The organism is Candidatus Poriferisodalis sp., assembly GCF_965208925.1.
In the GTDB taxonomy this organism is placed as follows: domain Bacteria; phylum Actinomycetota; class Acidimicrobiia; order Acidimicrobiales; family Poriferisodalaceae; genus Poriferisodalis.
In genome coordinates, this window is the sequence record NZ_OZ242364.1 from 989,075 (window position 1) to 1,012,513 (window position 23,439).

A 23,439-nucleotide genomic window follows, 5' to 3' on the forward strand; every position below is an offset into this window, starting at 1 on the left:
CCCTCTTGCGCTGTTCGCCTTACCTGCCGGTGGGGAGGTGGGCTGGGGCGCCGCGGTTGAGCCAGGTGGCAGCTGCTACTGCGGCGAAGACTGCGTCGCCTGCCGGGACTGGCGGTCGCTGCGACGGTTCGATCGTGACTTGTATGTGGGGGGTGTCGGCGGAGCGGGCTATGCGGAAGCTGCGGATAGTGAGATCGTGAACCTCGCCGTCGGCGTCTACTGCAAGCGCCTCTGATGTGACCCAGCTCCAGGCCATGTGGCTGGCGCCTATTGCGTAGCTGCGCAGCGTCGTCATATCGAGCGGGTCGCCGGCATCCACCTGCACCTCGATGCCGGCCGGACCGACGGTGGCCTGGGCGAGGGCACCCTCGGAAGACGTGATCTCGACCGTGGTGGTGCCCGCGTTCAGCCACTTGCCGGATTGCAGCCGGTTCAGGGCCGTGGCCAGCATTTGGGCTTCGGCCCATACGGCTGCGCGGAGGTCCATCGATGTGGGCGGGCCTGGTAGGTCGACTTCGACGATCTCGGCGTTGGGCAGTACTGATTGCAGCACTTCGGTTGCGCCGGGGGTGCGGGCTATGCGGATGATGCCGGTGCCGTCGGTGTGTAGGCCTGCTGCTAGGGGTGGGCGTTTTGGGCCGCGCCGGACGGTGTCTTCTCGGGACCAGAGGACGCGGACTGGGTGGCCCAGGTCGTTGGCGAGGTGTTGGGCCTCGTCGCGGACCGGGGATGACTTCTTGCCGCCGAAGGCGCCTCCGTTTGCCAGCGGGTCGGAAGGCTGGGCGCCGGGCTCGCACCAGGCGGCGTCGGTTTCGAGGTAGCCGGGTTCGGTCCAGCAGGTGGCGAGCCGTATGTCCCACTGTGTGCCTGGCGGGGGCTCGGGGATCTGGATGGGCGGTACGGGCTCGAGGGTGGTGCGGCGGCCCTGCACTTTGCCGGCTTGACGGCGGGCTTCGGTCAGGCTCTCGGCGTGAATCAGGCCGTCCGGCCCGGCTACGGCGGTGAGGGTGCCGGGTGGTGCGCCGTCTGCGCCGAAGTCGAGGGCGCCGAGCACGCTGACCGGCACAGACCGCTGGGGGCCGCCGGTCTCGATGCTGGCGCGGCGGGGGGCGGCTTCTGGATCACGGTCATGGGTCTCCGCTGACGGCGACGCGGCGTGGGCGGCTGCTTCGCGGATGGTCTGCCAGCCGGTGCAGCGGCACAGGTGCGCGGCCAGGGCCCTGTCGACCGTGGCGCGATCAGACAGGTCGGCACCGCGCCGTTCGTGGCCTACGAGACGGCACACGATGCCCGGTGTGCAGAAACCGCACTGGGTCGCGCCGCAGGCCAGGAATGCTCCAGACCACCGGTGCTGTTCGTCGGCGCTCAGACCGGCGGCAGTAGTGACGTGGCGTCCGGCAACGCGGCGGGCCGGGGTGACGCATGCCACACGGGGGGCGTCGTCGACGAGCACGGTGCAGCAACCGCACTGGCCCTGCGGGCTGCAGCCGTCGAGCACCGCCTCGATGCCGAGGCGGTCGCGCAGCACGCCGAGCAGCGTGTCGCCGTCATCGGGAACCTCGACGGCGCGGCCGTCGACCGTGAACGTGAGTGTTTCGCCGGCGCCCGCCCGAGGTGCCGCAGCTTCCGGTGAGACGTCGGACTCGGGGCGGCTCAGCTGAACGAGTTGCCGCAGCCGCAGGTGCGCTGCGCGTTGGGATTGTCGATCGCGAAGCCCGATCCCATCAGCCCGTCGGTGAAGTCGAGCGTGGCGCCTTCGAGCAGCTGCGCGCTCATAGGATCAGACACCACCTTGACGTCGCCATACGCCTGTGACATGTCGTCGTTGGCCACCTCGGAATCGAAGAACATCTCGTAGCTGAAGCCCGAGCAGCCGCCCGGCCGCACGGCGACACGCAGCGCCAGCTCGGTCTCGCCGCCCGCCTCGGACAACTCCTGAGTGATGAGCTCGTGCACCTTCTCGGCGGCGGTATCGGTCAGGGTGATCACAACAGCGACTCCCGAATCAGCCCCACATGGGCAAACGTTCTGCGACCGATGCTAGTGCCGCAACGCACAATTGCACCGGCGAGCATGCTGGGCCTCGGCACGTCGGCATTACCCTGCGCCCCGTGAGCGCGTCCACCGAGCTCCGAGCGAATGACGAGGCGATGATCGCCATCCTGCGGGGCGTCATGGATCCCGAGCTGGGCGACAACATCGTCGACCTGGGCATGGTGCGCAACGCCTACCGCGAGGGCACCACCGGGCACGTGACCGTGGCACTGACCACCGCCGGCTGCCCGCTGCGCGCCACCATCAAGCGAGACTGCGAGACGCGGGTTGCCGGGCTGGACGGCATCGAGCAGGTTCGGCTGCACTGGGACGAGCTGAACGCTGCCGAGAAGGCCCGGGTGATGGAGCGTGCCCGGCGCACTGCACGCGACAACGCTGCGCCGACGCAGGTGCACGCCAGCACCCGAGTACTGGCCGTGGCTTCGGGCAAGGGCGGCGTGGGCAAGTCGTCGGTGACCGTGAACCTGGCCGCAGCGCTGGCCGCACGCGGCTTCGTGGTGGGCGTGCTGGACGCGGACATCTGGGGATTCAGCATCCCCCGGATGCTCGGCATGGAGGGTCGCCTCGGCGCCCGCCCCCCGGCCGACGGCGAGGAACGGGGCAAGATCGTGCCCGACGAGCGCCCGGCCGGCGACGGCCTGCTGAAGGTCGTCTCCACCGGGCTGCTGGTGGAGACCGAGGAGACCGCCCTGATGTGGCGCGGTCTCATGCTCGCCAAGGCCGTGGAGCAGTTCCTGCACGACGTGGACTGGGGCGAGCTCGACTACCTGCTCATCGACATGCCGCCCGGCACCGGCGATGTGCAGATGGCGCTCGCCCGCCTGCTGCCCCAAGCCGAGATGCTGGTGGTGACCACCCCGGCGCTCAGCGCGCAGAAGGTGGCAGTGCGCGTGGCCGACATGGCCCGCCGCAGCCACATGCCGGTCGTGGGCGTGGTGGAGAACATGGGTGCGTTCACTGCACCTGACGGGCAGCAGTGGTCGTTCTTCGGCGAGGGCGGCGGGGAGCGCCTGGCAGCCGATCTGGGCGTGCCGCTGCTCGGCTCGATCCCGCTGGAGCCTGCGGTGTCTGCCGGCGGCGATGCCGGCGAGCCGGTGACCGGCGATGGAGCCGGCGGGCCGGCAGCCGGGGTGTTCGAGGCGATCACCGAGCTGCTGGTGACCGAGATCTGCCCGCCGGTGGACATGGGCACCTGCACCGCTCGCATGGACGGGCCGATCCCCGTCACGCTGGGTGCTCGTCGCTGACTCGCCCGGAGTGCACAGGGGCGACGGCGCCCGTGCTTCAAACAGATGAAGCGCTTCGTGCGCGGGCTGGATGTGCTTGGGGCGCTTCATAACTGCGCGCGGGCGCCGTCGCCCCTGCGCCCCCCTCGTTGGTCTGTGCGTTTGAGGTGCCGGTAGGGTCCGGGCGATGAGGCCGCCGTCGGTGAACGACTTGGCGCTTTCCATCGCGGACGTCGGCCTGCCGCATCCGTTGCTCGTGATTGCCGCGCGTGCCGCCGTCGCCGCCGGTGATCCTGACTCGGCAGCTTCGGAGGCGCATCGACTGCGCAGGAGCCTGCTGGGCCCGGCAATCAATGCGACTGGCGTGTTGCTGCACACCAACCTGGGCCGAGCACCGCTGGGGCTGGAAGCTGGCGTCGGCGGGCCGGTGCGGTTCAGCAACCTGGAATTCGCTTTGGCGTCGGGCCGGCGCGGCTCGCGCACCACGCACGCTTCGCTGCTGCTGGCGACGCTGACTGGTGCGGAGGCGGCGCTGGTGGTCAACAACTGCGCCGCCGCGGTGACGCTGGTGCTGGCGGCGCTCGCGCGTGACCGCGGTGTGGCCGTGTCGCGGGGCGAGCTGGTGGAGATCGGCGGCGGCTTCCGGGTGCCCGAGGTGATGGAGCAGTCGGGCGCACGGCTTGTGGAGGTGGGCACCACCAACCGAACCCGGGCCGCCGACTACCGGGCCGCTGCCGAGCGAGACGATGTCGCGCTGCTGCTGAAGGTGCACCCGTCCAACTACCGCATCACCGGTTTCACCGAGGAAGCGAGCGTGGCCGACCTGGCGGCAATCGGGCCGCCCGTGGTGTCCGACCTGGGCTCGGGCCTGCTGGACGAGCGCTGCGATTGGCTGGGGCAGCGGCCCGACTGGCTGGCCGGCGAGCCGGGTGCCCGCCAGACGCTGGCAGCGGGAGCGGCGCTGGTGACGTTCTCGGGCGACAAGCTCATGGGCGGACCCCAGGCCGGCATCATCTGCGGCCGGGCCGACCTGATCGCAGCCTGCGCAGCGCACCCGCTGATGCGGGCCTTCCGGCCCGGATCGCTGGTGCTGGACGCGCTGCAGTCGGTGGCGCTGGCATACCTGCGCCGCGACGCCGATGCGATCCCGTTCTGGCGCATGGCCAAGGTGCCGGCGGAGGAGTTGGCCCAGCGGGCCGATGCGCTCGGCGTGGGCCGGCCGTCGCGAACGACAGCGCTGGCCGGTGCCGGATCACTGCCCGGCCAGGAGATCCCCTCCGCGGGCGTCGAGCTCGACGGCGACTACGCGGCTGCGCTGCGTGCGTTCGACCCGCCGGTCATTGCCCGCGTCAACGAACAGACCACCGTGATCGACCTGCGCACGGTCGATCCCGCCGACGACACCGTCGTAGCGGCCGCGATCCGCCGAGCGCTCAGCGAGTAGCCGCGCATCGCTGCCATCCGCCGGCCGAGCGCCCGGTCATCGCAGCCAGGTGTCTTACCCTTGTTGACCGATCACCTCGATGGGGATGCAGGCATGCCACGGCGCGGAAAGACAGACGGTCTGTGCCGGTGTAGTAGTCGGTATTCAGGTCGCAAGACGGGGCGGGCGCTGCTGGCATTGGCGCTCGCGGCGACCGTGCTCGTCACGGCGCACGACCCGGCATCGGGCGCAGCGGCAGACGTGGAGACACCCACTCGCCTCTCGGGCACCGACCGCTACACGACCGCCGTCAAGATTGCCGAGGCCTACGTGACCGAGGTGGAAAGCGACTCCGGCCAGGCGGACGTCAACACCGTCATTCTCACCTCGGGCCTCGACGAGCACTTCGGCTTCACGCTGCCCACACCGGCGCTCGCAAGGCTGCACAGGGCACCGGTGCTGCTGACTGCGACCGACGAGCTGCCATCTACCGTTGCCACGTTCCTCGCCCGCCCTGCCATCACCACCGTCTACATCGTGGGCAACGAGGACGTGGTGTCGGCCGATGTCGAGGTCGCAGTCGCCGCCATCAACGGCGTGACGGTCAACCGCATCGCCGAAGTCAGCACTGCCGCCGACGCCGCTGTGGCGATCGCCGGACTGGTGGGCTGGTCGCCAGGGTCACCGGGAGAGATCCCGGGCAGAGGCCGCACGGCGCTGCTGGCCACCGGCGACAGCTTCGCCGACGCGCTCGCGGCCGGCCCGCTCGCCTACCGCGGCGAGCATCCGATCCTGCTGACCCCCACTTCCGAGCTGCCAGCGGCAGTGTCGACGTTCCTGCGCGACAGCCTCACTGACCACGTCGTGATACTGGGCGGCACTGCGGCAGTGAGCACCGCAGTCGAGAACAGCGTCACCGCCATGGGCATCAGCACGCAGCGCTGGCGCGGCGCCGATCGCTTTGCCACGGCGATCGACATCGCCGAGGAGCTGCTGGGCACCGACTCGCCGCAGGCTTGCTTCGACGACAGCGGCGACGTCGGCCTGGCGTCGGGATGGCGCTCGCCCGATGCCATCGCCAGCGGGCCGCTGCTCGGCGAGCTGTGCGCGCCGCTGCTGCTGACCGGGCGTGATGCCCTGCCGTCGACGGTCGAGGAATTCCTGAAGTCCGACGACTACGTGACCGGCGACGCCGCCGGCAAGCTGCGCATCACGGTGTTCGGCGGAACAGCGGCGGTGGGGAGCCGGACGCTGGACAGCGCGGCGAGGGCAGCGACGCTGGTGGCCTTGGGGGCGACCCTGGAGGCGTTCGACGGCGGATGCCACATCACCGTCAGCTTCGCCGCGCCGGTACGCGCCGACGACGCCGCCAATGTCGCCAACTACTTCAACGGCAACGTGCCGTTCAGACCCGAGGAGGTGGAAGGCCTCATCGACACCGGCAACGACACGAGCACCAGCAAGGCCGTGCTGACGCTCGCCGGTGCGCTGCTCGAAGCCGGTGCAACCGTGCCCACCGGTTGCGCTGCGCCGCTGCAGGGCCGCGACCGCATCGGCATCCTCGACGGCAAGATCAGGATGGCGACGGGCAGCCGGCGCGTCGGCCGCGTCGAGTACTTCGTGGCTGCCGACGAGACACGGCCGGCGCTGACGCTGAACGCGGCGCAAGGCAGCAGCAAGATCTGGATCGAATCCGATGAGCCGCTGCAGGCTCGTGACAACTCCGTGACCGTGACGTTCCGACGCACCGGCGTCACCACTGTGACGGAACAGGTGACGGTGCCCGCCGGGGTCATCAGGTTCGACGTGGATGTGCCGAGTTCATTCGGCGACGGTCTCAAGATCGGCGACAGCATCTCGATCGCCGCCAGCCGGCTCAGCGACCTCGCGGGCAACGCGGGCAGATCGATCAGGCGGGTCGTGACCCGCGACACCACAGCGCCACGCGTCAGCCGGATCACCGTGACCGAACCGCATCCGGTCTCCCAGGCATCGGTGACGCTCCCCGCAGGCGACGCCCAGTTCCCGAGCGATGCGCTGAGGATCATCGCCAAGCCGGCTACCGCCATCGACGGCACGGTCGGCAACGAGTGGACCATCGACATCGACGTGCGCAGCCGCCGCCCGAGCAGCTGGTCGGTCACCCAGACCACATCGGTGCAGGTGTCCGTGCCGAATCAGCGCATCTTGGTTGTGGCGCTGTCCAATACCACCGAGGCGGCAACCATCGGCGAAGTGGCCGACGACCTCGAGGCCCGTCGCGAATTCACCCGGCTGTTCACCATTGAGCGGCTGGGCGTCGACTTCGATACGCCGATCGACACCGGTGGGCGCAAGCGGTTCACCGGCGGTGCCAGCACCGTGGACCTTGCCCTCTACTGGACCGAGGTAGCCCAGGAATGCGACCTGGTGACCCTCGAGCAGCCACGGACGCGCCTGATCGAGATCGACGCCGACGGCGACGGCGCCACCGACTTCGCTCTCGACGGCTTCACCTTCGCCGACAGCGACGTCACCTTCGTTGACGGCGAACCCGATGGATCCGACTCCATCGAGCCGGACCGGGCCGCCTGCGATACGACCACTCCGGGAGTTCGCCCGGGAACGCTGGTGGCGCGCATCCAGTCAGGACGCGGCGACGGTCTGCCCAGCACACGGTCGCGCGCCTTCGTGCGGTCGGACGCCATCACCGACCTCGTAGGCAACCCCAATATCCGCCAGACCGTCTCTCGCTTCGAGAGCCCCTAGAGACACCGGCCCTGGGCACCGGCCGGGCAAGCTGGCAGCGTGCACATCGTCGGCACGGCAGGGCACGTGGACCACGGCAAGTCGACGCTGGTGCGCGCCCTCACGGGCACCGACCCCGACCGGCTGGCCGAGGAGAAGGAGCGCGGTCTCACCATCGACCTCGGCTTTGCGTTCTGCACGCTGCCGTCGGGCCGGCAGGTCAGCTTCGTGGACGTGCCCGGTCACATCCGCTTCGTGAAGAACATGCTGGCCGGCGTGGGGGCGGTGGATGCCTCCCTGTTCGTGGTGGCAGCGCCGGAGGGCTGGAAGCCGCAGTCGGCTGAGCACCTGGCGATCCTGGAACTGCTCGGCATCTCGCACGGCGTGGTGGTGCTCAGCCAGATCGGTCTCGTCGACGACGAGCTGGCCGAGCTGGCCCGGCTGGACGTGCTGGAACATGTCGACGGCACGTTCCTGGAGCACGCGCCCGTGGTGGCCACCGACGCCATCGACGGCACCGGTCTGGACGAGCTGCGCGGCGCACTCGACGACCTGTGCGCTGCCACGCCCACCGCAGCCGACCGCGGCCGGCCCCGCCTGTGGATCGACCGGTCGTTCGCGGCGACCGGGGCCGGACGGATCGTGACCGGCACGCTCGCGGGCGGCAGCATCTCAGCCGGCGACGAGCTGCGCACAGCACCCGGGGGCCGGGCGGCGCGCGTGCGGGCGATCCAGACCCAAAGCACCGCAGTCGAGCACATCGGCCCGGGGCACCGCGTCGCGCTCAATCTCACCGGCGTCGATGCCGACGACCTGGGCCGCGGCATCGCCGTGGTGCGACCTGACCAATGGCACCACACCCGCAGCGTGGACGTGGAGCTGGCTGTGCTCGATGGTGTGAGGAGCGATGTGACCAGGCGGGGCGCCTACGCCCTGTACCTGGGTTCAGGCGAGTGGCCGGTGCGGCTGCGCGTGCTCGGACCCGAGCGCATCGCCCCCGGCGAGACCGGGTACGCACGGCTGCACCTGCCGGTCGCGCTGCCCCTCGTGATGGGAGACCGCTTCGTGCTGCGCGACTTCGGCCGGGGACAGACCGTGGGCGGCGGCACCGTGCTCGATCCCGATCCGCAACTCCGCGCTGCGGTGGCCCAGCCGGACGCGCGCATCGAGCGCATGATTGCCGAACGCGGATGGATCGAGGCGACGCAACTCGAGCGGCTGACCGGCGAGCGGGTGGAGCCGGTGCTGGGCGGCTGGGTGGCGCCGCCGGAGCTCCTCGAGGCGCTGGTGGACGATCTTCGGCGACAGATCGAGCGCGCCGGCCCCCTCGGCTTGGATCTGGCCGGGCTCGACGAACGCCAGCGGCTGGCGGTGGACACGCTCGACGGCGTCGCCATCGATGCCGGCCGGGCCCGTCCGGCCGACGCCGCCGACGTCCTCGCAGACCATCCGGTCATCGCTGAACTGGCCGCGGCGCCGTTCTCCCCGCCCGCACCGAGCGGCGTCGGCCAGCGGGAGCTCCTGGCGCTGGCGGCGCGCGGCGATCTCGTGCACGCTGACGGGGTCTGGTTCGCGGCTTCCGCCATCGAGGCCGCGGCCGAGCGAATTGCCGGCCTGCTCAGCGCTCAGCCTGACGGCGTCACTGTGGCCGAGATCCGCGAAGAACTCGGCACCACGCGGAAGTATGCGCTGCCGCTGGTGGGCTACCTGGACCGGACGGGGGTGACGCGGCGGCGCGGGGATCTGCGCATCGCCGGGCCGCGGCTGCCCGAAGCATCGGGCTGAAGCGGGAGAGCGCTAGCTGCCGTCGGTGCGCAGCAGCAGCATGTTGCGGCGCTCGATCTCGTTGCGGCCGCCCCAGATGCCGTGCGCCTCACCGACGTCGAGCGCATGGTCGAGACAGTCGTTGATCACCGAGCACTGGCCGCAGATGGCCTTGGCTCGGGCTTCGCGCTCTGCCTTCTCGTCGCGCCGCTCGGTGCGGGGCGGCGGGAAGAAAACCGCCGCTTGAGGTCCTCTGCAGGCTGCCTTGTCCTGCCACTCATCGACCAGCAGAGCGCTCATATGTCCCCCTTGTCGGAGGGGACACTAGATCAGGAAAAATCGCTTGACAAGAGGTAAACGAAACCTCATTCGGTTTCGGAAACCGTCGCATCACCCCGTTTTCGGCGCATCTCGCGGTAGTCGACAGCCGCACCTTCGAGCGGTTCCACCTCAAGCACCACCCCGCTCAGGCCGCTGACGCGCAACGGCTCCCCCGCTTGCAGCGGCGTGAGACGGTTCACGCGGGCCCGCCAGCGGGCGCCGTGCACCTCGACGGTCCCGTCGGGGTCGACGTCGGTCACCGCTGTGCCTTCCACCCCGATCAGCCACTCCCGCCCCACGGTGGCGGTGCCGTAGCGGGTACGGACCAGCGCAGGCAGGCCCGACAGCACGAAGGCGCCGACGCCGACCAGACCCACCAGCAGCGGGATCCAGCTCATCGAGTGCTGGCCGAACAGCGTCAGCGAGCCGGCAAGCAGTGCCCCGCCGCCCGCCGCTGTCCAGAAGCGCGGCACACCGGTCTGGATGTCCACCGCGAACGCCACGAAACCGGCGATGAGCAGCACCAGCGCCCACAGCCGGATGTCGAGCGTCCCCAAGCCGTACGCGGCGAGCAGCCCGCACACCGCGGCGACCATGGCGGCGATGCCGATGCCGCCGGTGTAGAAGTCGAGCAGCAGCAGCGACAGCCCGGCCAGCAGCAGCAGGTAGGCAACCGCCGGGCTGGCAGCGGTGTGGAAGAGCCCGTCGATCAGCGGCAGCTTGACGAACGACACCACCACGTCCTCGGCCGGCGCCCGCCGGACCACGCCGTCGTCGCCGGTCACGTTCTGGCTGATCGGCGGCAGCAGGCCCTCATCGGACATCGCGAAGAGGAACTCGCCGATCACCGGCGCCGTGCTGTGGGTGAGGCCTGCGCCCTTCGCCGTGTCGGCGTCGTAGTAGCGGACGCTCGTGCCCGAATGCAGCCCGTCGCCTTCGTGGCTGTGAACATCGCCCGCCTCAACGCCATGAGCGCCAGAGCTGTGCTGGCTGGCGTGCCGCGAGCCGGCACCGTGGGCATGAACGAGGCCGTCGACCGCGGTGAACTCGCCGAGGCGACCGCCGGGCGCGATCGCGGCGAAATCGGCTGTCGTGGCCAAGTGGGCGGCACCGCCGAGTGCCTGCGCCCCGCTGGGACCCACCCACACCCCCACCGGCAGGTGCGCGAGACGAACGCTGTCGAGCAGGTCCACCAGCGCGTCGTCGTCGATCGTGGACCCGGCGCTGTCGATCTGCAGCACCACGCCGATCGCGTGGAGCCCGTCCGCGGTGACGAGCTGGCGCTTGATGTACGAGGCCATGATCGGATCGATGAGCCCGTTCACCTCCACCACGACGATCTGGCGCGGGCGCGCCTCCCCGGTGATGTGAGGCGTGGTGGGATCATCGGGGATCACGTGCGGTATTTCGGGGTCGTCGTGCGCTGACGCCGGCACGGCGACCAGACCCAATACCGCGGACAGCAGCAGCGTTGCGGCCACGAGACGCGCCAACCCGCGACGGTGCTGACGTGCGTTCACCCGAGCTCCTTCGAGGCAACGCGATGAGGTGAGCCTTCTCGTCGCGCTACCCATTGCTTCCCGCTCTTGTTCCCGATTCTCTTGCGATTGGGCTCACGGGCCGCTCGGGCCACGGCTTCGCCTGTCGGCTCAGCCTCTTGGATCGGCGGCCGCCCGAACTCTAGAGGCTGACGTATCGAGCACAGCCAGGTACCAGCGGCCCCATTACGCTGCGCCATCGTGACCGACGTGCTGCTGGCCACCGATGCCGACTGGGTCGTCGAAGAGGTGGCCGCTGCGCTCTCGGCGCCCGACGTGACCTTCCGGGTGGTGCGATCAGGCCAGGATGTGCGACCTGCCGTGGAGGCGAGCACACCAGACCTGGTGATCCTCGACTTCCAGATCGGGAACATGGGCGGCATGGCCACCTGTCTGGACCTGCGCCTGGAATCGGGCATGGGACGGCTGCCGCGGGTGCCAGTGCTGATGCTGGCCGACCGCGAAGCCGACACCTTCCTGGCACGGCGCTCCGATGCCGATGCGTGGCTGGTCAAGCCGCTCAACCCGCTTCTGCTGCGACACACCGCGCACGAGCTGCTGCAGCGGGACACTGCCAGCACGGGCTGAGCGGGCTCGTCTGCCTGTAGCGCACCTGCATACGGGACCGGTAGCTTCAGCCGGAGCGATCAGCCAGCGGCGGTCGCACACGGGCAGTGGCGCAGGTTGGTAGCGCGCTTCGTTCGGGACGAAGAGGTCGTGGGTTCAAATCCCGCCTGCCCGACGTCTCATGCGAGCGAGAAGGGCTTCGCCCCCGCTCGCGACATAAGGGGGTGCGGGCGTTGTGAACGCAGTGGGGGCTTTGCCGCGGGTGGGGTTTGTTGGGTTGGGGAATGTTGGGGGGAAGCTGGCTGGGTCTCTGTTGCGCAATGGGTTTGAGCTGGTGGTGCGCGATCTGGACCCGGCTGCTCTGGCGCCGTTTGTGGAGGCTGGCGCTTCGACCGCTGCTACTGGGGCTGAGCTGGCGGAGTGTTGTGATGTGGTGATCACTTGCTTGCCTTCTCCTGCTGCGGTGAGTGCTGTGCTCGAGGCTGGTGATGGCGTGTTGGCCGGGTTCGCCTCCGCTGGCACGGCTGGCTCTGGGCGGAAGATCTGGGCTGAGATGAGCACTACTGACCACCATGAGGTGCGCCGGCTGGGTGCGCTGGTGGAGGCGGCGGGCGGTGCTGCCATCGACTGCCCTGTGTCGGGCGGCTGCCACCGGGCCGCCACGGGGAACATCTCGATCTTCGCCGGCGGCGAGCGCGACACCTTCGAGGCGATGCTGCCGCTGCTGACCGCCATGGGGCGTCGCATCCTGCACACCGGGCCGCTGGGCTCGGCGTCGATTCTGAAGGTGGTGACCAACTACCTGGCCACCGCCAACCTGGTCTCGCTGTGCGAGGCACTGGCCACGTCGCAGGCAGCGGGCATGGACCTGGCCACCGCGTACGAGGCCATCCGCATCAGCTCGGGCAACTCCTTCGTCCACGAGACCGAGAGCCAGGTGATCCTGAACGGCTCGCGTGACATCAACTTCACCATGGACCTGGTGTGCAAGGACATCGGCCTGTTCGCCGACATCGCGGCCGAGCACGGCCTGCCGCTGGAGCTGTCGCCGGTGCTGGTGGACGTGTTTGCCGACGGGGCTGCTCGTTACGGCGACCGGGAGTGGTCGCCGAACATCATCCGGCGGTTGGAGGAGGCCACTGGGCGGACGATTACGGCTCCTGGGTTTCCGGCTGAGATCGTTGATGACGAGCCTGAGGTTGCTGGTGCCGAGGTCGTTGTGCGTCGCGGTCTGTAGGTGCGCCCGGTCTGGGCGGGGGCAGCAGCACCCGTGCTTCAAACATGCGCAGCGCCGCCCGTTGCAGGGTGGATGGGCTGTGGCGCTGCGAACTGCGCGCGGGCACTGCTGCCCCCGCCCAGCCCTCGTCCTGTCTGTGACTCTCGACCGGCGTGCTAGGCGGCGAGGGTTTCGGCACTGTGTTTCACATCGCCGAGAGGACCTCGGCGATCTGGATGGCGTTGAGGGCTGCGCCTTTTCTGAGGTTGTCGCCTACTACGAACAGGGCCAGGCCGTGGGGGACGGTGGGGTCGCGGCGGATTCGGCCTACGTAGGAGGGGTCGCGGCCTGCTGCTTGGAGCGGTGTGGGCACGTCGGCGAGTTCTACGCCTGGCGCTTCGGCCAGCAGCTCGGTCGCCCGCTCGGGGGAGATCGACCGCTCGAAGCGCAGGTTGAGCGACAGCGAGTGGCCGGTGAACACCGGGACCCGCACGCAGGTGCCTGACACGGCCAGGCCTGGAATGCCCAGGATCTTGCGGCTCTCGTTGCGGAGCTTCTGCTCCTCGTCGGTCTCGCCCAAGCCGTCGTCGACAAAGCTGCCTGCCTGAGCCAGCACGTTGTGAGCGATGGGCCCGGGGAACTTGTCGGGTGCCGGATGGGTGACGGCATCGCCGTCAAAGGTGAGAGCAGCGGCGTCGGGGTTCGTTGCGTCCAGTGCCCGTTCCAACTCGTCGACACCGGCGAGGCCTGCACCTGACACAGCCTGATAGGTGGCTGCCACCATCGAGGTCAAGCCGGCCTCGGCATGCAGCGGCGCCAGCACCGGCATCGCTGCCATCGTCGTGCAGTTGGGGTTGGCGATGATCCCCTTGGGAGCGTTGAACACCTCCTTGGCGTTCACCTCGGGCACCACCAGCGGGACATCGGGATCCATGCGCCACGCAGAGGAGTTGTCGATGACGGTCGGGCCCGCCGCCGCGACGCGCTCGGAGATCGCCAGCGAGGTGGTCTTGCCTGCAGAGAACAGGGCGATGTCCAGGCTGCTGTAGTCGGCCTCGGCGGCATCCTCGACGGCGATCTCGTGGCCGTTCCAGGCGAGCTTGCGGCCGGCTGAACGCGCCGATGCGAAGAGCCGCAGCTCGTCGATCGGGAAGCTTCGCTCGGCCAGGATGGCTCGCATGACGCCGCCGACCTGGCCGGTGGCTCCGACGATTCCTACTCGCATGGGTCCGAGGCTACCGACGGCTGTTCGGCTGGCTCCTGTGATTATTTGCTCCCCCGGGGTGGGCAGGGGCAGCAGCATCCATGCTCAGACATGCGCAGCGCCGCCCGCTGCGAGGTGGATGGGCTGTGGCGCTGCGAACTGCGCGTGGGCACTGCTGCCCCTGCCCACCCCTCGTTCAGTCCAGGCCGAAGGCCGTGTGGAGGGCGACGGTGGCGCGGTCTACATCTGCTTCGGCTACCACGCAGGAGATGCGGATCGGCGAGGTGGAGATCATCTCGATGTTGATGTCCTGTTCCGCCAGCGTCTCGAACATGGTGGCCGCCACGCCCGGGTGACTGGCCATGCCGGCACCGACCAGGGAGACCCGGGCAATGTCAGCATCGGTGTTCGTCGACGAGAAGCCCACGGTGTCCACCATGGCCTCGCAGATGGCTCCCACCTCCTCGGCGCTCTCGGCCGGAACCGTGAACGAGATGTCGGTGCGATCGTGGTCGCCCACGTTCTGCACGATCATGTCGACCACGACCGCCGCGTCGGCGAGCGTGCGGAACACCTTGGCAGCGATGCCCGGCTCGTCGCGGACGCCAACCAGCGTCACCTTGGCCTGCGATGTGTCCGGCACGATGCCGGTCACGATCGGCTTTTCCATTTCTCTCGCGTCCATGTCTGACTCCGTGTCAACAACCCATGTTCCCGGTTCCCACGTGAATGCCGAGCGCACGTGCAACCGAACGCCGTACGTGCGGGCAACCTCGACCGAGCGGGCAGCCGGCTTGGGGCAGCCCATCGCGGTCATCTCGAGCAGCTCATCGAACCCGATGCGCGCAATCTTGCGAGCGGCGGGGCACACCCGGGGATCGGTCGTGAAGACCCCCGAAACGTCCGTGTAGAGCTCGCACGCATCGGCACCGAGGCCGTGCGCCAGGGCGACGGCGGTGGTGTCAGACCCGCCGCGGCCCAGAAATGTCACGTCGTTGTCGGTCGACACGCCCTGCGCGCCGGCAACGACTGCGACGCGGCCGGCTTCGAGCGACGCGGCCACCCGCTTGGGCGTCACCGACAGGATCTTTGCGTTGCGATGGTTCGTGTCGGTGAGAAAGCCCGCCTGGCTGCCAGTGAACGAGTCGGCAGGGACGCCTACATCGTGCAGCGCCATGCACATCAGCGCGATGGCCTTGCGCTCACCGGCAGTGATGAGCATGTCCAGCTCGCGGCCCGACGGGTCGTCGGTGATCTGGGTGGCCAGCGCGATGAGCTCGTCGGTCTCCGAGCCCATGGCGCTGACGACGAGCACGATGTCGTCGCCGCGGCTGCGGCAGTGCTTCACGTGGTCGGCAACCTCGTGCATGCGCGCCGCGCTGGCGATCGACGTTCCGCCGAACTTCTGCACGACTAATGGCACGGTGGGCGAGGGTAGCGGCGGGGTGGGGCGTCGATAGTGTGACCGCCGGTACCGGTCAGGGGTCCTTATGAGCAGCGAGAAGCGACAGCGCCAACGCGAGAACCGCATGCGGGCAGTGGCCGCTGCCGAGCGCGCCAAGAAACGTTCGAGCACGACGCGCAAGGTGCTGAGAGTCGTGCTGGCGGTGGCCGCAGTGCTGATCGCGTTGTGGCTGTGGAGCGTGTTCACCGGCGACGACTCGCAGGACAGCGACAGCGACGATGCCGCTGTGGCGGCCGACACCGAGGCCGACGGCACGACCGCGTTCGAAACCGACGAACCGAGCGACGAAGCACCGCCGGCCACCGAAGCTGCGGCCGAGCCCGAGGCCGACAGCAGCCCCGACGACACCGCCGCGCCGGACCCGACCGCCTGCCCCGCTCCCGACGGCAGCGACGGCCCGCTGAACCAGTTCGATGCCCCGCCCCCGCTCTGCATCGATCCCGACACCATGTACGCCGCGGCCTTCGACACGAACATGGGCAGCTTCACCATGCTGCTCGACCCTGCGCTCGACATCGACAGCGTCAACAACTTCGCAGTGCTTGCCCGCTGGGGCGCCTTCGACGGCACGCTGTTCCACCGGATCATCTCCGACTTTGTGATCCAGGGCGGCGACGTGCAGATCGACTTCGGCCGCGGCGGACCCGGCTACCAATTCACCGGCGCCTTCCCGCCCGCGGACGACTGGTACAGGATCGGCTCGGTGGCCATGGCCAACCGGGGCAATCCGGCCACCAACGGCTCGCAGTTCTTCGTGATCACCGGCCCCAACGGTGCCGGCCTGCCGCCGCTCTACTCGCCGCTCGGCCATGTCGTGGAGGGCATGGACGTCGTCATGGAGATCGAAGGCGTCGCAACCGGGGCAGGCGACGTGCCGGTCAACGACGTGGTGGTTCGCAGCGTGACGATCAGCGAGGCCGACCAGACCCAGATCGACGCATACGCCGATGCGCGCAGCTGACCCGAGCTGCCCGGCGGGCCCAACGCGTCGAACCGATCGGGCGTAGAGTCGCCCTCATGCAGCGCCAGTCAGAAGACGGCCCCACGGAGCCGCCCGCGTCGGGATGGTCGTTCCCTCCCGCGACGACCGCAGACGAGAACGGCCTCGTCGGTGCCGGTGCCGACCTTGAGGCGAGCACGCTGCTCGGCGCCTACCGGGCGGGACTGTTCCCGATGCCGCTGGGAGACACCGTCGGCTGGTGGTCGCCCGATCCGCGGGGCATCCTGCCGCTCAGCTACCTGCGGGTGAGCCGCTCGCTGCGGAAGGCCTGCCGCCGCTTCGACATCCGCATCGACACCGCCTTCGAACAGGTGCTGGAGTCGTGCGCCGATCCCGCCCGACCGCACGGCTGGATCAGCGACGACATGCACAACGCCTACCTGCAGCTCCACGAACTCGGGTGGGCCCACAGCGTGGAGACCTGGCTCGACGACGAGCTGGTGGGCGGCCTCTACGGGGTGGCCGTCGGCGCCTTCTTTGCCGGCGAATCGATGTTCCACACCGAGAGCGACGCCTCCAAGGTCGCCCTGGTGGCACTGGTGGATGCGCTCAAGGTGACCGGCGGCGCACTGCTGGACGTGCAGTGGTCCACGCCGCACCTGGCCGGGCTTGGTGCTGTGGAGATCGAGCGCGCTGCCTACCTGGAGCTGCTGGCCGAAGCCATCACCCGGCCGCTGCCTGAGATCTGGCTGCGCCCGATGGTCTTCCGCATGCTCGAAGGCTGAGCCTGAGCGCCGGGCCTGCGCAGCTCCTCAGACCGTGATGACCTCTGAGGGGCCGTAGCGTTCAGGATCGTGACTGCTTCCGACTCGCCACAGCGCTCGCGGCCGTGGCTGATGCGCACGTACTCGGGGCACTCCACCGCCCAGGCGTCCAACGAGCTGTACCGGTCGATGCTGGCCAAGGGCCAGACAGGCCTGTCGGTGGCGTTCGACCTGCCGACCCAGACCGGCTACGACCCCGACCACCCGATGGCGGGCGGCGAGGTGGGCAAGGTCGGCGTGCCGGTCACCCACCTGGGCCACATGGCCCAGCTCATGGACGGCATCCCGCCCGAGGCCATGAACACCTCCATGACCATCAACGCCACAGCGCCCTGGCTGCTGAGCCTCTACATCGCCAACGCCCAGAACGCCGGGGTGGCAGCCGAGACGCTGCGGGGCACCACCCAGAACGACATCGTGAAGGAGTACCTGAGCCGGGGCACGTTCATCTTCCCGCCCGAGGCCAGCCGCCGGCTCACCGTCGACGTGGTGGCCTACTGCTCGGCCCATGTGCCGCAGTGGAACCCGATCAACGTGTGCAGCTACCACCTGCAGGAAGCCGGCGCCACGCCCACCCAGGAGATCGCCTACGCGCTGGCCACCGCGATCGACGTGCTCGACGCAGTGCGCGACAGCGGCAAAGTGCCCCCCGAGCGTTTCGACGCCGCAGTGGGCAGCATCTCGTTCTTCGTGAACGGCGGCATCCGGTTCATCGAGGAGGTCTGCAAAGTGCGGGCCTTCACCCAGATGTGGGACCAGATCTGTGCAGAGCGCTACGGCGTGGCCGACCCGAAGCTGCGGCGGTTCCGCTACGGCGTGCAGGTGAACTCGCTCGGGCTCACCGAGGCGCAGCCCGAGAACAACGTGGCGCGGATCACGCTGGAGGCCCTCGGCGTGACGCTGTCGCAGCGGGCACGCACTCGCTCGCTGCAGCTGCCCGCCTGGAACGAGGCGCTGGGGCTGCCGCGGCCCTGGGACCAGCAGTGGTCGCTGCGGATCCAGCAGGTGCTGGCGCACGAGACCGACCTGCTGGAGTACGGCGACATCTTCGACGGCTCGGTCGTGGTCGAGGGTCGCACGGCCGAGTTGGCGGAGTCGGCGCAGGCTGAGCTGAACGAAGTACTGGAGATGGGCGGCGCATTCGCCGCCATCGGTGAGCTGAAGCAGCGCCTGGTGGCGAGCCACACCGAGCGGGTGCGCCAGATCGAAAGCAGCGAGCTGACCGTGGTGGGGGTGAACGAGTTCACCGAGACGGCACCGTCGCCGCTGGAGGGCGACGAGTCGATCCTGCGTGTGGATCCCGCGGTGGAAGCCGAGCTGGTCGCCGATCTCGAGCGCTGGCGGGGAGCACGCGACTCGAACCGGGTCGTCGCAGCGCTGGACGACCTGCGGGTGGCCGCATCGGGCGATGTGAACATCATGGGGCCGAGCATCGAGGCCGCCCATGCCGGCGTCACCACCGGCGAGTGGGCGCAGGCCCTGCGAGAGGTGTTCGGCGAGTTCCGTGCGCCGACCGGCTTGGGCGGCGCTGGCGCCGGCCGGGCGTCGACCCGAACGGCACTGGCGACCGTGGCCCAGCAGTGCGCCGCGATGGAGGGCGGCCCGCCCAGGGTGCTGGTTGCCAAGCCGGGCCTGGACGGCCATTCCAACGGCGCTGAGCAGGTGGCGGTCGCGGCCCGCGACGCCGGCATGGAAGTGGTGTACGAGGGCATCCGGCTGACCCCGGGCCACATTGCCGCGACGGCACGCGACGAGGACGTGGACGTGGTGGGCCTGTCGATCCTGTCGGGCAGCCACCTGGAGCTCGTGCCCGAGGTGCTGGCGTGCCTCGACGCCGAGGGCGTGAGCGCGCCGGTGGTGGTCGGCGGCATCATCCCGCCCGCGGACCATCAGGCCCTGCGAGACGCCGGCGTGGCCGCCGTCTACACGCCAAAGGACTTCGAGCTGGCCACGATCATGGCCGACATCGCCGGCCTGGCCGAGCAGTCACGCGCCGGATCGGCCTGACCGCGTCGCTGGGTTGCCGGGTCGCAGGGTTCTGAGGATGAGTCCCGTGCCGAAGCGCCGGCAACGGTCGCTGCAGCCTCGACATACGGATCGGGTCTGGCTCGTGTACGACGGCGAGTGCCCGATGTGCAACAACTACGCCCAGTACCTGCGGCTGCAGCAGTCTGTCGGGGAATTCGTGCTGGTTGATGCGCGCCAAGGCGGGCCGATCGTCGAGGAGGTCCGGCGGCTGCCGCACGATTTGAATGACGGGATGGTGGTGAAGATCGGCGATCAGCACTTCGTCGGTCATGAGGCGCTGAACGTGCTGGCGCTGCTGTCCACCAATCGCGGAGCCTTCAACAGGTTCAACCGGTGGGCTTTCAGGTCGCGGCTGATCTCGCGCTTCACTTATCCGGCTATGAAGGCTGCGCGGTGGGTGTTGTTGAAGCTGAAAGGCGTGCAGCCCATCCGTTAGCGCGTGTGCTTCCGGGGCGGGCGGGGCCGGCTGCACCCATGCTGGCGTTGCCTGGTACCGAGGATGGGTGCTTCCGGGGCGGGCGGGGGCAGCTGCACCCATGCTCAGACATGCGCAGCGCCGCCCATTTCGAGGTGGATGGGCTGTGGCGCTGCGAACTGCGCGTGGGCACATCTGCCCCCGCCCGCCCCTGGTTCTCTCGGGTCCTCAGGCTTTGGGCCAGGGGTCGGTGTCGTCGAGGCTGTCGAGGCAGTTGTTGTCGGCGCCTTCTTTGCGGCCGGTCCAGCGGACTTGGCCGGGGGTGGCGCTGAGGCGGGCTATGACGTTCTGCTGCGTCAGGCCGTCGACCTCTACGAACATCTCGCGGGCGATGGTGTGGGGGTCGGTTGCTAGCTGGCTCATGTCCAGGACTGGTGCTGCGGCTGCCTGGGCATCGTCGAATGCTGCTACTGCCTCGGCCAGGGTGCGCTGGCTCACCCATTCGGCCATTGCTTCGTCGAGCTCGGGGCGGTGGGCCATGCGGCCTTCGAAGGTGGTGAAGCGCTCGTCGTCGCCGATGCCGATCATCTCCATGACCCTGGCTGCGACCGAGTCGGTGGAGGTGCTGACGGCCAGCCAGCCACCGTCGGATGCCTGGTAGGTGCCGCGGGGGACGCTGTAGGGGATGCCTGCGCCGAGGCGGGGCTGCAGGTAGCCCTCGGTGTGCCAGGCGGTCATCAGCGGGCCCATCGCTTGCGACATGGACTCGAGCAGGTTGACGTCGACGACTTGGCCGACGCCGCTGCGCAGGGCCACCATGGCCGCGAACGCGCCGGCCAGGCCGGCGATCTCGTCGGTGAGCGCGACCGGCGGCAGCAGCGGTGCGCCGCCGGCGTCGCCGTTCATGGAGGCGAAGCCGCTCATGGCCTCGGCCAGCGTCGCGAAGCCGGGGCGGTCGCGGTACGGGCCGTCCTGGCCGAAGCCGGTCAGCCGCACGATGACGAGCTTCGGGTTGGCGTCGATCAGCTCGTCGGGCACCAGGCCGAGCGCTTCGAGCTTGCCGGGACGGAAGTTCTCCACCAGCACATCGGCGACGGCCAGGAGCCGCCGGAGCACGGCCAAGTCGCCGGCGGCCTTGAGATCGAGCGTGACGCAGCGCTTGTTGCGGTTGACAAGCCGCCACCACAGGGTCTCGCCCTGTGCGTCCTTCCATCCCATGTTGCGGACGGTGTCGCCTCCGGGGCGCTCCACCTTGATGACATCGGCGCCGAAGTCGGCCAGGTAGCGGGCGCAGTGCGGCCCGGCGAACACCGACGACAGGTCCACGACTCGCAGGCCGTCGAGCGGCATGACCGCAGCGGGATACGGGCCTGTGGGCACGGCTACTCCACGACTCGCAGGCCGTCGAGCGGCATGGCCGCAGCGGGATTCGGGCCTGCGGGCACGGTTAGCGGTAGCGGACGGCGGGCCAGGACGTGGGTGCCTGCCAGGGGCGGCCGCTGAAACGCCACTTGCTGGATGTCGCTGCGTGCGGTGCGGCCGGGACCGGACGGGGCCACAGCAGCTCCAGCGCCGTGACGATGGCGGCGGCCTCCTCCGCGGTCGCTGCGGGCGTGATGGCCACGTGCGAAGCGTCGATCACAGGGGCTGTCACCGGTCGCTCGCCTGTTACAGCGGCACGTTGCCGTGCTTGCGGCGCGGCAACTCCTCGCGCTTGGCGCCGATCATGTCGAACGCGGCGATGACCTTCTGGCGGGTCTCGGCGGGATCGATGACGGCATCCACGATGCCCCGCTCGGCCGCGATATAGGGGTTCGCGTACTTGCGGCTGTACTCGTCGACCAGCGCCGCCTTGCGAGCCTCGGGATCGGCGGCCTGCTGCAGCTCGCGCCGGTTCAGGATCTCCACCGCTCCCTGCGGGCCCATCACGGCCAGCTCGGCCGTGGGCCAGGCGAAGCTGACGTCGCAGCCGACCGACTTGGAGTCCATCACCACATAGGCGCCGCCGTAGGCCTTGCGGGTGATCACCTGCACCCGCGGCACGGTCGCCTCGCAGTAGGCGTAGAGCAGCTTGGCGCCGTGGCGGATGATGCCGCCGTGCTCCTGGTCGACGCCGGGCAGGAAGCCGGGCACGTCCACGAAGGTCAGCAGCGGGATGTTGAAGGCATCGCAGAAGCGCACGAAGCGGGCGGCCTTCTCGGAGGACTCGATGTCGAGCACGCCGGCCATCACCATCGGCTGGTTGCCGACGACGCCCACCGAGCGGCCGTTGAGGCGTGCGAAGCCGCACACGATGGAGCCGGCCCAGGCGGCGTGGTATTCGAAGAACTCGCCGTCGTCGACGACCTCGCCGATCACCTGCTTCATGTCGTAGGGCACGTTGGGACTCTGCGGCATCAGGTCGCGCAGCGTCGGGCACCAGCGGTCGGGCTCGTCGGCGGCTTCGACAATCGGCGGTGCGTCGAGATTGTTCGACGGCAGGAACGACAGCAGGTAGCGCACGTCGTCGAGCACGGCCTTCTCGTCGGCTGCGACGAACGTGGCCACGCCCGACTTGGTGCTGTGCGAGCCGGCGCCGCCCAGCTCCTCGAGCGTCACGTCCTCGCCGGTGACCGTCTTCACCACATCGGGTCCGGTGATGAACATGTGGCTGGAGTCGCGCACCATGAAGATGAAGTCGGTCATGGCCGGCGAGTAGACGGCGCCGCCGGCGCACGGCCCCATGATCACGCTGATCTGCGGGATGACGCCCGACGCCAGCACGTTGCGGCGGAAGATGCCGCCGTAGCCCGCCAGCGACACCACGCCCTCCTGGATGCGGGCGCCGGCGCCGTCGTTGAGACCGATGATCGGCGCGCCGACCGACTCGGCGAGGTCCATGACCTTGTGGGTCTTCTCGGCGAACACCTCGCCGAGGGCGCCGCCGAACACGGTGAAGTCCTGGCTGGCCACGAACACCTTGCGGCCGTCGATGTTGCCCCAGCCGGTGATGATGCCGTCGGTGTAGGGGCGCTCGTCGAGGCCGACGTCGTGCGCCCGGTGGCGGGCCAGCATGTCGAGCTCGTGGAAGGTGCCCTCGTCGAACAGGTACTCGATGCGCTCGCGGGCGAGCATCTTGCCCTTGTCGTGCTGCCGCTGGACCGCGCGCTCGGTGCCGGCGTTCAGCGCCTCGTCGCGGCGGCGAGCCAGCTCGGTCAGCCGCTCGTCCATGGTCGGCTCGGACATCCAGCAGAGCCTACGAGAGCGAGCCGTCCCCTAGCTCAGCGGACAGTGGCTGGGGGTACGCGCTGTGCTTCCCGCTCTTGTTCGCTCCGCTCACGGGCCGCTCGGGCCACGGCTTCGCCTCTAGGCTTCGCCCATGGAACTGGGGCCTGTGCATCACGTATCGATCAACTGCGCCGATGTTGATGCTGCGGCGCCGTTCTACACCGACATCCTGGGCATGAAGCAGCTCGACCGCCCTGACTTCGGGTTCAACGGCCGCTGGCTGCAGACGCCCGGCGGCGGCGAGGTGCACCTGATCGAGGTAGCCGACTGGGTGCCGCCGAAGGGCCAGCACTGGGCCTTCAAGGTGGACGACATCGACGCCACCGTGGCCGAGCTGCGTGACGCCGGCGTGAAGGTCAAAGACCCGGTGGCGCTGCCTGGCACCACCGCCCGCCAGACGTTCTTCTTCGACCCGGCCGGCAACATGATCGAGCTGAACCAGCCCGCCTGAATCCGGCG

Annotated in this window: 20 protein-coding genes and 1 tRNA gene; 12 read left to right on the forward strand and 9 right to left on the reverse strand. The window is 69.5% G+C overall.

All coding sequences use genetic code 11. From position 1 onward, the window contains the following. Positions 1 to 19: 19 nt before the first annotated feature. Together ACOGI5_RS04230 and erpA are read right to left on the reverse strand one after the other, a co-directional pair. Complete coding sequence (locus tag ACOGI5_RS04230; RefSeq protein WP_419863223.1) at positions 20 to 1,528, reverse strand: 2Fe-2S iron-sulfur cluster-binding protein; 1,509 nt, start codon at positions 1,526 to 1,528, stop codon at positions 20 to 22. Positions 1,529 to 1,653: 125 nt separating this feature from the next. Further along, the gene (gene erpA, locus ACOGI5_RS04235; RefSeq protein ID WP_419863224.1) at positions 1,654 to 1,989 is read right to left on the reverse strand and encodes an iron-sulfur cluster insertion protein ErpA; all 336 of its coding nucleotides are present in this window, start codon (positions 1,987 to 1,989) and stop codon (positions 1,654 to 1,656) included. 122 nt (positions 1,990 to 2,111) lie between these two features. Between erpA and ACOGI5_RS04240 the strand changes: the two genes are divergently transcribed. The 4 genes from ACOGI5_RS04240 (at position 2,112) to selB (ending at position 9,216) form a co-directional block, all read left to right on the forward strand. Further along, complete coding sequence (locus ACOGI5_RS04240; protein WP_419863225.1) at positions 2,112 to 3,302, forward strand: Mrp/NBP35 family ATP-binding protein; 1,191 nt, start codon at positions 2,112 to 2,114, stop codon at positions 3,300 to 3,302. Positions 3,303 to 3,468: 166 nt separating this feature from the next. Continuing rightward, complete coding sequence (gene selA / locus ACOGI5_RS04245; RefSeq protein ID WP_419863226.1) at positions 3,469 to 4,725, forward strand: L-seryl-tRNA(Sec) selenium transferase; 1,257 nt, start codon at positions 3,469 to 3,471, stop codon at positions 4,723 to 4,725. Positions 4,726 to 4,818: 93 nt separating this feature from the next. Continuing rightward, complete coding sequence (locus tag ACOGI5_RS04250) at positions 4,819 to 7,452, forward strand: cell wall-binding repeat-containing protein (RefSeq protein ID WP_419863227.1); 2,634 nt, start codon at positions 4,819 to 4,821, stop codon at positions 7,450 to 7,452. Between the two features lie 39 nt (positions 7,453 to 7,491). Beyond that, on the forward strand, positions 7,492 to 9,216 hold the full coding sequence (selB, locus tag ACOGI5_RS04255) for a selenocysteine-specific translation elongation factor (RefSeq protein ID WP_419863228.1): 1,725 nt from the start codon (positions 7,492 to 7,494) through the stop codon (positions 9,214 to 9,216). Positions 9,217 to 9,228: 12 nt separating this feature from the next. On the opposite strand, the gene ACOGI5_RS04260 is transcribed toward selB, so the two are convergent. Both ACOGI5_RS04260 and ACOGI5_RS04265 read right to left on the reverse strand, forming a co-directional pair. Further along, positions 9,229 to 9,495 (reverse strand): WhiB family transcriptional regulator, encoded by a 267-nt coding sequence (locus ACOGI5_RS04260; RefSeq protein ID WP_419863229.1) that lies wholly within the window; start codon positions 9,493 to 9,495, stop codon positions 9,229 to 9,231. A 65-nt stretch (positions 9,496 to 9,560) separates the two neighbouring features. Continuing rightward, entirely contained in the window at positions 9,561 to 11,036 is a 1,476-nt protein-coding gene (locus ACOGI5_RS04265) for an NfeD family protein (RefSeq protein ID WP_419863230.1), read from the reverse strand. A gap of 219 nt (positions 11,037 to 11,255) precedes the next feature. Here ACOGI5_RS04265 and ACOGI5_RS04270 point away from each other — a divergent pair, with 219 nt between their 5' ends. The 3 genes from ACOGI5_RS04270 (at position 11,256) to ACOGI5_RS04280 (ending at position 12,858) form a co-directional block, all read left to right on the forward strand. Beyond that, positions 11,256 to 11,642 carry a response regulator gene (locus ACOGI5_RS04270; protein WP_419863231.1) on the forward strand — a complete coding sequence of 129 codons (387 nt, stop codon included), beginning with the start codon at positions 11,256 to 11,258 and terminating at the stop codon, positions 11,640 to 11,642. 80 nt (positions 11,643 to 11,722) lie between these two features. Beyond that, positions 11,723 to 11,796: transfer RNA gene (locus ACOGI5_RS04275), tRNA-Pro, on the forward strand. Between the two features lie 78 nt (positions 11,797 to 11,874). Next, the gene (locus tag ACOGI5_RS04280; protein WP_419865428.1) at positions 11,875 to 12,858 is read left to right on the forward strand and encodes an NAD(P)-dependent oxidoreductase; all 984 of its coding nucleotides are present in this window, start codon (positions 11,875 to 11,877) and stop codon (positions 12,856 to 12,858) included. A gap of 184 nt (positions 12,859 to 13,042) precedes the next feature. Here ACOGI5_RS04280 and ACOGI5_RS04285 read toward each other — a convergent pair whose 3' ends face one another. Together ACOGI5_RS04285 and ACOGI5_RS04290 are read right to left on the reverse strand one after the other, a co-directional pair. Continuing rightward, positions 13,043 to 14,062, reverse strand: coding sequence for an aspartate-semialdehyde dehydrogenase (locus tag ACOGI5_RS04285; protein ID WP_419863232.1), 1,020 nt, complete (start codon positions 14,060 to 14,062; stop codon positions 13,043 to 13,045). Between the two features lie 175 nt (positions 14,063 to 14,237). After that, a complete protein-coding gene (locus ACOGI5_RS04290; RefSeq protein WP_419863233.1) occupies positions 14,238 to 15,464 on the reverse strand; it encodes an aspartate kinase in 1,227 nt (408 codons plus the stop codon). Positions 15,465 to 15,531: 67 nt separating this feature from the next. Here ACOGI5_RS04290 and ACOGI5_RS04295 point away from each other — a divergent pair, with 67 nt between their 5' ends. The 4 genes from ACOGI5_RS04295 to ACOGI5_RS04310 all read left to right on the forward strand — a co-directional run bounded on the left by ACOGI5_RS04295 (position 15,532) and on the right by ACOGI5_RS04310 (position 19,734). Continuing rightward, entirely contained in the window at positions 15,532 to 16,467 is a 936-nt protein-coding gene (locus tag ACOGI5_RS04295; protein WP_419863234.1) for a peptidylprolyl isomerase, read from the forward strand. A gap of 56 nt (positions 16,468 to 16,523) precedes the next feature. Beyond that, positions 16,524 to 17,231 (forward strand): leucyl/phenylalanyl-tRNA--protein transferase, encoded by a 708-nt coding sequence (aat, locus tag ACOGI5_RS04300; protein ID WP_419863235.1) that lies wholly within the window; start codon positions 16,524 to 16,526, stop codon positions 17,229 to 17,231. 69 nt (positions 17,232 to 17,300) lie between these two features. After that, positions 17,301 to 19,277 carry a methylmalonyl-CoA mutase family protein gene (locus tag ACOGI5_RS04305; RefSeq protein WP_419863236.1) on the forward strand — a complete coding sequence of 659 codons (1,977 nt, stop codon included), beginning with the start codon at positions 17,301 to 17,303 and terminating at the stop codon, positions 19,275 to 19,277. Between the two features lie 103 nt (positions 19,278 to 19,380). After that, positions 19,381 to 19,734, forward strand: a complete 354-nt coding sequence (locus ACOGI5_RS04310) for a DCC1-like thiol-disulfide oxidoreductase family protein (RefSeq protein WP_419863237.1) — start codon at positions 19,381 to 19,383, stop codon at positions 19,732 to 19,734. Positions 19,735 to 19,941: 207 nt separating this feature from the next. On the opposite strand, the gene ACOGI5_RS04315 is transcribed toward ACOGI5_RS04310, so the two are convergent. The 3 genes from ACOGI5_RS04315 to ACOGI5_RS04325 all read right to left on the reverse strand — a co-directional run bounded on the left by ACOGI5_RS04315 (position 19,942) and on the right by ACOGI5_RS04325 (position 22,938). Further along, complete coding sequence (locus ACOGI5_RS04315) at positions 19,942 to 21,093, reverse strand: CaiB/BaiF CoA transferase family protein (RefSeq protein ID WP_419863238.1); 1,152 nt, start codon at positions 21,091 to 21,093, stop codon at positions 19,942 to 19,944. Between the two features lie 67 nt (positions 21,094 to 21,160). Then, complete coding sequence (locus ACOGI5_RS04320) at positions 21,161 to 21,367, reverse strand: hypothetical protein (RefSeq protein WP_323670899.1); 207 nt, start codon at positions 21,365 to 21,367, stop codon at positions 21,161 to 21,163. A gap of 14 nt (positions 21,368 to 21,381) precedes the next feature. Continuing rightward, positions 21,382 to 22,938, reverse strand: a complete 1,557-nt coding sequence (locus ACOGI5_RS04325; protein ID WP_419863239.1) for an acyl-CoA carboxylase subunit beta — start codon at positions 22,936 to 22,938, stop codon at positions 21,382 to 21,384. Positions 22,939 to 23,071: 133 nt separating this feature from the next. Here ACOGI5_RS04325 and ACOGI5_RS04330 point away from each other — a divergent pair, with 133 nt between their 5' ends. Continuing rightward, on the forward strand, positions 23,072 to 23,431 hold the full coding sequence (locus ACOGI5_RS04330) for a VOC family protein (RefSeq protein ID WP_419863240.1): 360 nt from the start codon (positions 23,072 to 23,074) through the stop codon (positions 23,429 to 23,431). Positions 23,432 to 23,439 lie beyond the last annotated feature (8 nt).

Excerpts from the sequence above, each read along its gene's own strand:
- selA (WP_419863226.1), top strand. The coding sequence starts at position 3,469 with ATGAGGCCGCCGTCGGTGAACGACTTGGCGCTTTCCATCGCGGACGTC.
- ACOGI5_RS04250 (WP_419863227.1), top strand. The coding sequence starts at position 4,819 with ATGCCACGGCGCGGAAAGACAGACGGTCTGTGCCGGTGTAGTAGTCGG.
- ACOGI5_RS04260 (WP_419863229.1), bottom strand. The coding sequence starts at position 9,495 with ATGAGCGCTCTGCTGGTCGATGAGTGGCAGGACAAGGCAGCCTGCAGA.
- ACOGI5_RS04285 (WP_419863232.1), bottom strand. The coding sequence starts at position 14,062 with ATGCGAGTAGGAATCGTCGGAGCCACCGGCCAGGTCGGCGGCGTCATG.
- ACOGI5_RS04295 (WP_419863234.1), top strand. The coding sequence starts at position 15,532 with ATGAGCAGCGAGAAGCGACAGCGCCAACGCGAGAACCGCATGCGGGCA.
- aat (WP_419863235.1), top strand. The coding sequence starts at position 16,524 with ATGCAGCGCCAGTCAGAAGACGGCCCCACGGAGCCGCCCGCGTCGGGA.
- ACOGI5_RS04325 (WP_419863239.1), bottom strand. The coding sequence starts at position 22,938 with ATGTCCGAGCCGACCATGGACGAGCGGCTGACCGAGCTGGCTCGCCGC.
- ACOGI5_RS04330 (WP_419863240.1), top strand. The coding sequence starts at position 23,072 with ATGGAACTGGGGCCTGTGCATCACGTATCGATCAACTGCGCCGATGTT.